The organism is Jeotgalibaca ciconiae (assembly GCF_003955755.1).
Lineage (GTDB): Bacteria > Bacillota > Bacilli > Lactobacillales > Aerococcaceae > Jeotgalibaca > Jeotgalibaca ciconiae.
In genome coordinates, this window is sequence record NZ_CP034465.1 from 2,269,005 (window position 1) to 2,281,162 (window position 12,158).

At 36.3% G+C, this 12,158-nt stretch carries 12 protein-coding genes; 10 read left to right on the top strand and 2 right to left on the bottom strand.

Translation table 11 applies throughout. The features are described 5' to 3' along the window. Positions 1 to 146: 146 nt before the first annotated feature. The 3 genes from EJN90_RS10545 (at position 147) to EJN90_RS10555 (ending at position 2,481) form a co-directional block, all read left to right on the top strand. Positions 147 to 887 (top strand): MBL fold metallo-hydrolase, encoded by a 741-nt coding sequence (locus EJN90_RS10545; protein WP_126111025.1) that lies wholly within the window; start codon positions 147 to 149, stop codon positions 885 to 887. Positions 888 to 1,018: 131 nt separating this feature from the next. Further along, positions 1,019 to 2,032, top strand: a complete 1,014-nt coding sequence (locus tag EJN90_RS10550; RefSeq protein WP_126111027.1) for a lipoate--protein ligase — start codon at positions 1,019 to 1,021, stop codon at positions 2,030 to 2,032. 41 nt (positions 2,033 to 2,073) lie between these two features. Then, positions 2,074 to 2,481 carry a secondary thiamine-phosphate synthase enzyme YjbQ gene (locus tag EJN90_RS10555; protein ID WP_126111029.1) on the top strand — a complete coding sequence of 136 codons (408 nt, stop codon included), beginning with the start codon at positions 2,074 to 2,076 and terminating at the stop codon, positions 2,479 to 2,481. A 228-nt stretch (positions 2,482 to 2,709) separates the two neighbouring features. On the opposite strand, the gene trpS is transcribed toward EJN90_RS10555, so the two are convergent. Then, positions 2,710 to 3,699 (bottom strand): tryptophan--tRNA ligase, encoded by a 990-nt coding sequence (trpS, locus tag EJN90_RS10560; RefSeq protein ID WP_126111031.1) that lies wholly within the window; start codon positions 3,697 to 3,699, stop codon positions 2,710 to 2,712. Between the two features lie 366 nt (positions 3,700 to 4,065). On the opposite strand from trpS, the gene spxA reads away from it, so the two are divergent. Next, positions 4,066 to 4,467, top strand: a complete 402-nt coding sequence (gene spxA, locus EJN90_RS10565) for a transcriptional regulator SpxA (protein ID WP_126111041.1) — start codon at positions 4,066 to 4,068, stop codon at positions 4,465 to 4,467. Positions 4,468 to 4,770: 303 nt separating this feature from the next. Here the strand turns inward: spxA and EJN90_RS10570 are convergent, their stop codons facing one another. Further along, the gene (locus EJN90_RS10570) at positions 4,771 to 5,655 is read right to left on the bottom strand and encodes a LysR family transcriptional regulator (protein ID WP_126111043.1); all 885 of its coding nucleotides are present in this window, start codon (positions 5,653 to 5,655) and stop codon (positions 4,771 to 4,773) included. Positions 5,656 to 5,874: 219 nt separating this feature from the next. On the opposite strand from EJN90_RS10570, the gene EJN90_RS10575 reads away from it, so the two are divergent. The 6 genes from EJN90_RS10575 to pepF all read left to right on the top strand — a co-directional run bounded on the left by EJN90_RS10575 (position 5,875) and on the right by pepF (position 12,127). After that, positions 5,875 to 6,273: a CidA/LrgA family protein gene (locus EJN90_RS10575; protein ID WP_126111045.1), complete on the top strand. Its 399-nt coding sequence runs from the start codon at positions 5,875 to 5,877 to the stop codon at positions 6,271 to 6,273. Then, entirely contained in the window at positions 6,266 to 6,973 is a 708-nt protein-coding gene (locus EJN90_RS10580) for an LrgB family protein (RefSeq protein ID WP_126111047.1), read from the top strand. The genes EJN90_RS10575 and EJN90_RS10580 overlap by 8 nt, the downstream gene beginning before the upstream one ends. Before the next feature lie 29 nt (positions 6,974 to 7,002). Further along, the gene (locus tag EJN90_RS10585; RefSeq protein ID WP_126111049.1) at positions 7,003 to 8,124 is read left to right on the top strand and encodes a lactate oxidase; all 1,122 of its coding nucleotides are present in this window, start codon (positions 7,003 to 7,005) and stop codon (positions 8,122 to 8,124) included. A gap of 216 nt (positions 8,125 to 8,340) precedes the next feature. Further along, a complete protein-coding gene (locus EJN90_RS10590) occupies positions 8,341 to 8,985 on the top strand; it encodes an adaptor protein MecA (protein ID WP_126111051.1) in 645 nt (214 codons plus the stop codon). A 101-nt stretch (positions 8,986 to 9,086) separates the two neighbouring features. Further along, on the top strand, positions 9,087 to 10,190 hold the full coding sequence (locus tag EJN90_RS10595) for a competence protein CoiA (RefSeq protein WP_126111053.1): 1,104 nt from the start codon (positions 9,087 to 9,089) through the stop codon (positions 10,188 to 10,190). A gap of 125 nt (positions 10,191 to 10,315) precedes the next feature. After that, complete coding sequence (gene pepF, locus EJN90_RS10600; RefSeq protein ID WP_126111055.1) at positions 10,316 to 12,127, top strand: oligoendopeptidase F; 1,812 nt, start codon at positions 10,316 to 10,318, stop codon at positions 12,125 to 12,127. The last annotated feature ends 31 nt before the right edge of the window (positions 12,128 to 12,158 follow it).

Here is a 12,158-nt window from a genome sequence, read left to right on the forward strand (position 1 = left end):
GTAATATTCCTTTTATATTTGAACCTGTCCTATAGTGATTCAGCTAGTGTTTCATTTCTAAAAATTAGCAAGGATGGTATTCGTGCAAAGATGGTTGTGTATGCGTGCTATAATAATCATGTAAAAATGAATGAGGAGGAAATGCAATGGAATTGACAATTTTAGGCTTTATGGGTGGATATCCAACGCGAGATATTGGTACAACCGCCTATTTGCTAGAATCAAAAAACTATCATTTACTAATTGACGTAGGCAGCAACGCTGTCCTGTCATTGGAACACCACCTTGATCCGCTTGATTTGAATGCAGTAATCCTAACACATTACCATCCTGACCATGTTGCTGATATGGGTGTTCTACAGCATGTATTTCAATTGAAGGAGCGTGGAGATGGAAAGCCAAAACAGATTTTGCCGATTTATGGTCATACTGAATCTGATTTGCATCTTTTGCGTACCAGTGAGGGCGTATCAGAGGGAGTGGATTATTCTGAGAAAGATATAATGACAATCGGTCCTTTTGAAATTCGCTTTTTAAAAACGATTCATCCCGTTCCTTGCTATGCTTTGTCGATTATTGACACGACTAGTGGTAAAAAATTTGTATTTACAGCCGATTCTGCTTATTTAGAGAGTTTTGTTGATTTTGCCAAAGATGCCGATCTTTTGTTGGCTGATGCAAATTTATATCGTGGAAATGAGAAGCATCATGCTCATATGACTTCAAAAGAAGTTGGCGAACTTGCTGAAGAAGCAAAGGTAAAAGAACTGGTTCTGACACATCTGCCGCCAGAGGGAGATTGGGAACGTTTGTTAGAAGAAGCGAAAGAATCTGCTCCAAATGTAAGAGTTACATTAGCTGAAAAAAATCGAAAGATTCAAATATAAAGAAGCAGCAGCTAAGCCCACTTTAAAAGAGAGAGGCTGGCGCAGCAAGTTAGACTATTGTGGACGTAAAAGTTTAACCTCCACTAAAGAAACTAAAAGTTAACGAAAATGAAGGGAATGACGTTGTTCTTATGTATTTTGTAGACAATCAAAACCATTTAGATCCAAGTGTTAATATTTCTCTAGAAACTTATTTATTAAAAGAAAAGAAATTGGACGAGCCGATTCTTTTGTTCTATATTAATGAGCCGTCCATTATTATCGGGCGTAATCAAAATACGATTGAAGAAATCAATCAAGGATATGTGGAAGACAATGGAATTCACGTGGTTCGTCGTATGTCTGGTGGCGGGGCGGTATACCATGACTTAGGAAACTTTTCTTTCTGCTTTATTACGGAAGATGATGGGAATTCATTCCGGGATTTTGCAAAATTCACCGAACCGGTTATTGGATTTTTACACAGTGTGGGCGTTAAAGACGCAGCATTGAAAGGTAGAAATGACTTGACGATTGGGGAAAAGAAATTTTCAGGAAATGCCATGTATTCTACAAACGGCCGCATGACTGCACATGGGACAATTCTTTTTGATTCGGATTTAGACGCTGTTACAAGTGCATTAAAACCGCGCAAAGAAAAAATTGAATCCAAGGGCATCAAATCCATTCGCAGCCGCGTAACCAATATAAAGCCGTTCGTAGATGATCAGTATAAAGAACTTTCAACAGAAGAATTTCGCGATTTAATGTTGCTTTATATTTTTGATGTTGAAAAACGAGAAGATGTTAAGGAATATCTCTTGACAGAAGAAGATTGGAAACGTGTGTATGAAATTCGTGAAGAATACTTTGGTAATTGGGATTGGAACTATGGACAGTCGCCAAAATTCGATGTTGAAATTCGTAAACGTTACCCAATTGGAACGATCGATTTTAACTTTAATATTGAATCTTCAAAAATTAAGAGTGTGAAAGTTTATGGAGATTTCTTTGGCCTAGGAGAAATTTCTGATGTAGAAGAAGCACTTGTTGGAACACACTTCACAAAGAAAGACGTAAAAGAAAAACTAGAAGAAATTGATTTGAAGAAATACTTCGGCAATATTACGGCGGATGAGCTAGCGGAATCATTATTTGAACAATAATTTTTTGCTGGATTTTTATGGAATGGATGAGGAGGATATAGATGGCTCAAAATCTTTTTCAGTATTCAATTCGGACGAAAGAAAAACAAACTTTTGTTAATTTAGACCGTTACTTAGAGGATGCACTTGAACAGAGTGGTATCCAAGATGGAATGATGCTTGTGTATTGTCCACACACGACAGCTGCAATTACTATAAATGAGAATGCTGACCCAGATGTAAAAATAGACTTAAAACTTGGGTTAGATGAAACCTTTCCCAATAAAAGTGATTATGTTCATATGGAAGGAAATTCCGATGGACATATGAAGTCATCTGTCGTTGGAGCAAATGAAATGTTAATTGTCAGCGATGGGAAACTTATTTTAGGAATGTGGCAAAGTGTCTATTTTGCTGAATTTGATGGACCTCGCACAAGAACGGTATATGTAAAAATTATTAAAGGGTAGAAAAAGGGGCTGGGAAAAAACTCCCAGCCTCTTTCCTATACCCGAATAATGTAGCGTAAATGTGCTCAAAAAGGCAGCCCCGACGTCCACTTCACGAATCATGCTCAGATGGTCTGCAACCATCTTGCGCTTATTCGCTCCAGTGATTCGGGGCTGAACGCCTTTTTTCCCACTCTCTTTTTGTTGATACCTTTTATAAGTAATTTCGGCCTGCAATCATTAGCTGCATTAGGCTAATCCAATAGCAGATTCCATTTTATGTAAGGTCTTATTAGCAATTTCTGAAGCTCGCTGCGCGCCATCAGCTAGGACACGATCTAATTCATCAGATTCCAATAGCTCTTTATAACGTGTTTGAATAGGCTCTAAAACAGCGATGACTGCCTCTGCTAGTTGTTCTTTGAAGTAACCATAACCACTACCTGCAAATTCCGCTTCAAGCTCTTTAATCGATTTATCAGTAAAGGCTGAAAAAATAGTTAATAAGTTTGAGATTCCTGGCTTATTTTCTTTATCATATTCGATAACACCGCTAGAATCAGTTTTTGCACTTTTAATTTTTTTAAGGATAACTTTTGGTTCGTCCAATAAAGAAATAAATCCTTTTACATTTGTATCTGATTTACTCATTTTCGCAGTTGGTTCTTGTAAACTCATGATGCGACTGCCTTCTTCCGGGATCATCGGCTCCGGCATAACCAACAAATCTTTTTCTTTTGCATACTTATTGTTGAATCGTTGTACAAAATTACGGGTAAGTTCTAAATGTTGTTTTTGATCATCGCCCACTGGGACAAAATCAGTGTTATACAGAATAATGTCAGCAACCATAAGAGGTGGATAAGTTAATAAACCAGCAGAAACAGACTCTTGTTTTGCCGCTTTATCTTTATATTGTGTCATTCTCTCTAACTCGCCGATGTAGGTATTACATTGAACGATCCACGCAGCCTGAGCATGAGCAGGTACATGGGATTGTACAAAAATGTTCGATTTATCTGGATCAATTCCTAAAGCTAGATATAGTGCTGCTAATTCTCTTGTACGAGCTTTTAATTCTTTTGGATCTTGAGGCACTGTGATAGCATGTTGATTTACAATGCAATAGGTACAATCGTATTCATCTTGTAATTTTACAAAATGTTTCATTGCCCCCACATAATTTCCTATCGTAGGGATCCCGCTTGGTTGAACCCCAGAAAACACTTTTTTCTTCAATTCAAATCACTCTCCTGTTTTCTTCTTATCTATTATAGCTCATTTTAGAAAGCCTTACAGGGATTTTTGATAAGATTAAGAAATTAATCTGTATAATAATGCGTTTGAAACGAGACCCTTGATTAGAATGGTTACAATGTAGATGGAAAAGAGAGAAAACGACTTTATAAACAAATGTTGAAATGACAATGTTTTTTACATTTATAGCAAAAATAAGAGAGCCAATTATGTACGATTTTTGACAGAAAAATGAAATTGTTTTTGAAATAAGGTAGTAATTTGTTTTGAAATACGGTATAATAATACTCGTAAAGTAAAATGTTTGACTAGATGAGCGATTGCTTATATGAAAGGGGAGATCCACTTATGGTTACTCTATATACTTCACCAAGCTGCACGTCATGTCGTAAAGCACGAGCATGGTTAGAGGATAATAATATTCCTTATACTGAAAGAAACATTTTTTCTGAGCCTTTGTCACAAGTAGAAATTAAAGGTATTTTGAAAATGACAGAAGAAGGCACTGAAGAAATTATTTCTACACGTTCGAAAGCATTTCAAGAAATGAACGTGGATCTCGACGATTTACCGCTGAACACCTTGTTCACGTTAATCCAAGAGAATCCTGGTTTATTACGTCGTCCGATTATCCTCGACGAAAAAAGATTGCAAGTAGGTTATAATGAAGACGAAATTCGTCGATTCCTACCTCGAGAAGTACGTGCAATTGAACTTAAAAAGGCTCAAGAGTTGGCCAATTTTTATTAACACAAAATTAATTATAAAAACATGTCCGATTTTCGGACATGTTTTTTTGTAGACTAGGGGATTATAAGTTCAGCCATCAATGTCTAGCTCCCAAGTCCAGACCTAGTGAAAAAAAGATAAATTTGCCCCATTGCGCGCTTCGCTGCTCGCTAACGCATATCATTCGACTAACCCGCTGAAGCGTGAAGTCTCCTGACAATTCAGGGTCAAATTTCCTATTTTTTCATAGGCCAAGGCGGACTTGTCCGCTTTTCTTACTATTTAGGACTTTACAGGTATTTTTGGTAGGTAGGTTCCTTTTTTCTAAAAACCATTCTGGACGATTTCAATAACGGCATCGTTAAACTGTTGTTGGATATAAGTATTCTTTGCTTCCGTATTTATTACTAGACTAATATAAAATTTGGGAGCTTTTTTCAAGGGGACCTTTACCAGATCAGAGCGGTTGCCAAGTAAAATATCGGACATGAATGCAACCATATGAGTGGAGGCTGCAATAGATTGGACAGTTTTTATTTCTTTGGCGTATACAATGTTTGGCTCTTTAATACGGTATTCATTTGCCCATTTCTCAAAAACTCGTTGATGTGTGTATCCTTCTGATAATGAAATGAAAACCTCTTCTTGAATTTCCTCTGCGCTTACTGATTTGCTGCCAGCTAAATGGTGGGTTTTTGAAACCCACAGACTCATTTCTTCCTCTAATAACTGAATTTGTTTAATCTTATTTTGCAGAATAAAAGGTGTTTCGTGTCCAATGATGGCAATGGGGACTTTTTCTTCTAGGATAAGTTTTAACATTACATCGGAACTTTCTTCCTCAATTAATTTCAGAGATTTCGTGAAGCGAACAATCTTTGGCAGTATTTTAGGTAGGAAATGACCGCCAATCGTTGGCAAGAAACCGTAATATACTGATTCTTGTTCGATATCTCTTATTAATCGCTTTGTAGTATCCAAGGTTTTAATGATTTCATCAGCACTTTTATACAATAAATCACCGGCTGGCGTTAGAACCATTCTCTTTAAAACTTTGCGACGGTCTATTAGAATCGTATCCAATTCTGATTCAAGTCTTTTTAAAGCCATCGAGATAGAAGGCTGAGATATGAAGAAATGTTCTGCGGTTGCTGTAAAACTTAAGCTACGGGCTAGATGGTGAAAATATACTAAATCCTGCAAATTCATCTTACTTCCTCCCACTAAATAAAAACAATTCGAAATTGTGATTTTTTTAACATAAGTGATATATATAAGCTTTCGGCACATCATAAATTATATTTATAATATCATAAAAAAGGGATATAGGACAGTAGAGGCTTTCTGTGCTAACATAAAGTTATTGAAAAACGCTTACATGGAATGTAATAAGCTAAACAATGGACTTAGCAGCAGGGGAGGATTTTAGTGAAAATCATTAAACAATTATTTTGGATATTCTTGTTTTCGCTTTTAGGGGAAATGGTTTCAGGTGCTCTTGCGAATCTGGTTGCGATTCCTGGAAGTGTTATTGGAATGGTCCTATTATTTTTTGCACTTCATTTTAAATGGCTGAATCTCAACCAAGTAGAAGAAGTGGGAACTTGGCTGACTGATAATATGGCAATCTTTTTTGTGCCGGCTGGTGTTGGTTTGATGACCAACTTTGATGTATTAGCGGAAGTATGGCTCCAGCTATTAATTATTATGATTGTAACAACAGCAATCATGATGTGGTTTATTGGTAGTGTCGTTCAAAAAGTAAAGCAATCTTCTGACCAGAAGAAAGATAATACAGTAGTAGAAAGGACGGATACTTATGTTTGAAAGTTTCATTACAAGTCCTTATCTTTGGGTCAGCTTAACAGTTGGTTTTTATTTACTAGCTGCTAAACTACAGAAAAAATGGCCGATACCGATTTTTAACCCATTGCTATTTTCTATTGTAGCAATCATTCTTTTGCTGTCGGTAACAAGGATTCCATACGGCACTTATCAAACAGGAGGACAGCTCATTGCGACCTTTGTGACACCAGCAACAGTGGCGTTGGCAATTAAACTTGAGAAGAATTTTATTTATTTAAAAGAGAATTATGGCGCCATTTTAACGGGGATTATTTCCGGTATCATTCTTCATACCGTCATGATTTTTGTTTTCGGATTCTTATTTCGTTTTAACAAACAAATGGTTTCAACCCTTTTTTCTAAGTCAATCACAACGGCGATCGCAGTTGGAGTAGCGGAATCACTTGGAGGAATTGTTTCTCTCACGGTAGCAGTTGTAGTGTTTACGGGAATTGTAGGAGCGGTTATTGCTCCGACATTGTTTAAGGTTGCTAAGATTCATGATCCAGTAGCGCAAGGAGTTGCTTTAGGCTCATCTGCACATGCAATGGGTACAGCAAAGGCAATCGAAATCGGTGATGTTCAAGGAGCCATGTCTGGTTTATCTATCGTAGTAACCGGCATTGTAGTGGTTGCTTTAGCACCATTTGCTCAACCGCTGATTCAGCTGTTATTCGGATAAAAATAAAAAAAGCAGTGGAGGTTTTATTTATGACAATCGAACAAATAATTACTTATGATGCACCAACAGTAGTACAAGATATCGAGATAGTAAATACTTACGAGTTAGAAGAACGTGCACGGGAAGTTGTACCGGCAGGTGGATTTGGCTATATGTCAGGTGGTTCAGGTGATGAATACACTTTGCAACAAAATATCAAAGCTTGGGAACACAAAGGGATTCTACCTCGTGTGCTAGCGGATGTAGAGAACCCAGACACTTCTACTTCTATTCTTGGTCATGATATCAAAGTTCCTTTTATCATGGCACCGATTGCTGCTCACGGTTTGGCACACGAAACGAAAGAAGCTGGAACCGCAAAAGGGGTAGCGGAATTTGGTACGATTATGTCGATTAGCGCTTATTCTGGAGCGAAATTTGAAGAAATTGAAAAAGGGCTGAACGGCGGACCACGTTGGTTCCAGATTTATATGAGTAAAGATGATGACTTCAATAAGAATATTATTGATGAAGCAAAAGCGGATGGAGCAACTGCGATTATTCTTACTGCAGATTCTACATTGAGCGGGAATCGCGAAACAGATATACGTAATAAGTTTGTTTATCCGTTTGGTATGCCAATTGTTTCTCGCTATTTAACAGGTTCCGGAAAAAATATGTCTTTAAATAATATCTATGCACAGTCAAAACAAAAGATTACTCGTGACGATGTGAAATTCTTGAAAGAATACTCAGGGTTGCCCGTCTTTGTAAAAGGCTTGCAGTCTCCTGATGATGCTTTGCTTGCAATTGGAGCAGGAGCAGATGGCATATGGGTATCTAATCATGGTGGGCGTCAATTAGATGGAGCACCAGGTTCGTTCGATACACTTGAAGGTATTTCTAAGGCAGTTGCAGGGCGAGTACCGATTGTATTTGATAGTGGAATTCGTCGTGGAGAACATATTTTCAAAGCATTAGCTAGTGGAGCAGACATTGTGGCATTAGGACGTCCAGTTTTATATGGTTTAGCATTAGGCGGTTGGAAAGGCGTTCGTTCGGTATTAGAATACTTTGAACAAGACTTGAAACGTGTCATGCAATTAGCTGGAACCCAAACAATTGAAGACGTTAAGAACGCAACACTATTCGAAAACAAATACTACTCATAATATGAATCCAAATGAAAGAGTCAGGTTATTAACAAATCTGGCTCTTTTATTTATTGCCAACTTTCTTTTAGTAAGCTAGTTGATTGCAAATGACCACTGGATATTGTATAATTTTACTTTGTACGGATCTTATCTAGAAAGAGGATTTCAATTTTTTCTATTTGATCACAAAGTGCGATACAATATAATAAGAACAAAGAAATGAGGTGTGGCATTATGGAAATGGAAAATATTAATGAAAATACGATTCGTGTTTTGATTGAGAATGAAGATTTAGAAGAACGTGGTATTACGTTTCTAGATTTATTAGGCAATCAAAAGCAAATCGAAAGTTTCTTTTATAGTATTCTGGAAGAAGTAGATGTTGATAATCAATTTCAAGAAACAGATGCAATTACATTCCAAGTGCTCCCTAAAGGAAATGGACTTGAACTGTATATCAGCAAGGGTGATAGCGAAGACTTTGATACTTTCGATGGCTTTGACCCTACAGAGCAAGTGATTGACTATATTAAGAAACATACTGAGGCGTCGGATCATACAACGGAATCGTTAGCAAAAGAAAATGAGGCTGGAAACTTAGAATTGATGACTGAATTTTCGGATTTTGAAAATTTTGTCGAGGTAGCCAAACGTCTATATTTAGAGAGCGGTTCATCAACACTTTACCACTATAATAATCATTATTATTTATCAATTGAGTTTTATCTTGATGAGATGGCAGTGACGGACTTGGAAGATCAATTGATGATTATTACTGAATTTGGAGAAGAGTCGCGTTTAACAAAAGAAGTTTTAAGTGAATATGGAAAAGTAATTATGAGTGAGAAAGCGTTAGAAACCGCTCGACATTACTTCTAAAAAAGTGGATACGTCCACTTTTTTTTGTGCTCAAAATTTTTTATCTCTTCTAATAAAAGAACCGCATTCATTCGCGTATCTATTTAGATAGGAGGGATGAAATGTTTTATGCAGAAATGAAAGATGGCTCACGGGTGAGTGCAGCTGATTACTTAGTCTTTTGTGAGAAGCCCGAAGAACTCTATTGTCCGGGGTGTAAGCATCCTGTTTTTTGTAAAAAGGGTACTAAAAAACTAACACACTTTGCTCACTATTCAAACTCTGACTGTAAGCAGTTTTCTGAAGGAGAAACGGCAATCCATTTATTAGGAAAGCAACGATTATTTGACTGGTTTCAAAAGCAAAAAATAACTGTACAAATGGAAGCGTGGCTTCCAAAACTACAACAACGACCCGATTTATTAATACAATTAGACGATGGAAGAAAGATTGCAATTGAATATCAGTGCAGTCCAATTTCGAATGAAAAGCTTGTTGAACGAACAAAAGGATACTTGAATAATGGCTATGAAGTATTATGGATATGTGGACCCGATTATTTTATAAATCAGAGCCTTTCTCAAAAGCAACGATTATTTCTTTATAGTGAGGGGGGCGCTAGTTTTTCTTTACTGTGTTTTAACAGCGAAACAGATGAATTATTGTTTTACGATGATATCTATTATAATAAACGAAATCAAGTCCACTACAATTTCTCTAAAAAGAAACTCTGTCAGCTATCTTTTAAAGCATTTGAAGAGTGGTATAAAGGAAAATCCTTTCGCTCTAAGAATAGGGAGCTGGAAGGAACGAATTTCTACCTCTCCTACTCCAAACGTATGTCGCTATTGCATCGAAAGGATTACTCACACCGTTTGTTTTTAGAGCAATTATATATAAGGAATCATTCTTTGCATGAATTGCCGAATTGGCTGTTTTATTTACCGACAAAGGATCTTTTCTATCAGACTCCGGCTTATATTTGGAAATATTATTTTACAAATTGGTTATTTAAAAAGGGGGTTGGAGAGTTCATTCAAATCAGTGATTTTTCTGAATTTATTGAACATTCCAAAGAAAATCCTGTTATTTTTTATGACACACCTTTTGTGAAAGAAAAGAATCGGAATCAACCATTATTAATTTTTATTCAAGAGTTAATAAAGCAAGGAATATTGAAAGAAAGTGGCCGGAATAAATGGAGAGTAACGAAAAGTTCATTTTGAGATACCAAAATATCTAAAGAATAGAAGTAAGTTTTTCTAAACATTTTGTCTTTTATTTAAAAAAGTTGCTGAGAATATGATAAGATAAAGGGAGTGATTAATTAAATTTCCAAGGAGGAATATGAATGTCAGATGTGAAACAATTACCAAAACGTAATGAAGTTTCTGAGGAAACAACGTGGGATTTAAGTACGATTTTTGAATCTGATGAAGCTTTTGAGAAAGAATTAGAAGTTATCAGTGCGCTTGGAAAAGAAGTGAAAGAACTTCAAGGAACAATTGGCGAGAGCAGTGATGCTTTGCTAAAGGGAATTGAAAAGATTTTAGCAACTAATCAAAAATTAGAACGTGCTTATGTTTATTCTCATTTAAAAAATGATCAAGACACAGCGAATAGTACGTATCAAACATTGCATGATAAAGCTGTTGCAGTATTAACGCAAGTGAATGAAGCCGGTTCATGGTTTAATCCTGAAGTATTGGCGATTCCAGAAGAAACTTTAACTCAATATTTAGAAGAAAATGATGAATTGAAGAAATATACTCACTTATTGGAAGAGCTTACTTCTCAACGTGATCATGTATTAAGCGCAAGAGAAGAAGAACTATTAGCAGGAGCAGCAGAGATTTTCTCTGGTGCAAGTCGTACATTCTCTGTTTTAAATAATGCGGACATTGAATTTCCTACTGTAAAAGATGAAGACGGTAATGAAGTTAAGCTATCACATGGTCTTTATGGAAAGTTGATGGAAAGTTCGAACCGTGAAGTTCGAGAAGCTGCTTATAAAGCTTTATACAAAACATATAGTGGATTAAAAAATACATTTGCGACTACATTGTCTACACATGTAAAGTCACATAATTACCAAGCAAAAGTACGTAATTTTAGTTCAGCACGTGCAGCGTCTTTAGCGAATAACAATATACCAGAAAGCGTTTATGATACATTATTAGAAGTAGTGAATAAAAATCTACCATTGTTGCATCGCTATGTCGCTTTGCGTAAAAAACTTCTAAATGTGGATAAATTATATATGTATGATATGTACACACCGCTTACTGGGGATGCGCCAATCAAGTATACGATTGAAGAAGCAAAAGAAAAAACATTGGATTCTTTACAACCATTAGGAGAAGATTACCAACGTATTTTAAATGAAGCATTTGATAATCGCTGGATTGACTGGTATGAAAACGAAGGAAAACGCAGTGGTGCTTATTCTTCAGGAGCATATGATACAAATCCGTACATCTTGATGAACTGGCAAGATTCATTGAACCAGCTGTACACATTGGTTCATGAGTTAGGACACAGTGTCCATAGTTATTATACGCGTGGTAACCAACCATATGCTTATGGTGATTATTCTATTTTCTTAGCTGAAATTGCTTCTACAACGAATGAAAATATTTTGACAGACTATTTATTAAAAACACAAACGGATCCAAAAGTCCGTATTTATGTATTAAATCATTACCTGGATGGCTTTAAAGGAACTGTATTCCGTCAAACGCAGTTTGCTGAATTCGAACATTATATTCATCAAAAAGCTCAAGAGGGTATTCCATTAACACAAGAGTTTATGACTGATTATTACGGGAAATTAAATGCAAATTACTATGGGCCAGAAGTTGAAGAGGATCCAGAAATTGCTTTAGAGTGGTCACGCATCCCGCATTTCTATTACAATTACTATGTGTATCAATATGCTACAGGATTTTCTGCAGCTACTGCATTAGCGCAAAGAATTCTAGATGGAGAAGAGGGCTCGTTAGAAAAATACATTACATATTTAAAATCTGGCAGCAGTGATTATCCAATTGAAGTAATGAAAAAAGCAGGAGTGGACATGACACAAGCATCATACTTGGAAGATGCTATGAAAGTGTTCGAAGAACGCTTAAATGAGTTAGAAAAATTAATTAGCGAGCTATAAATAAGAAAAATCCGCAGAGAGCGAACTCTGC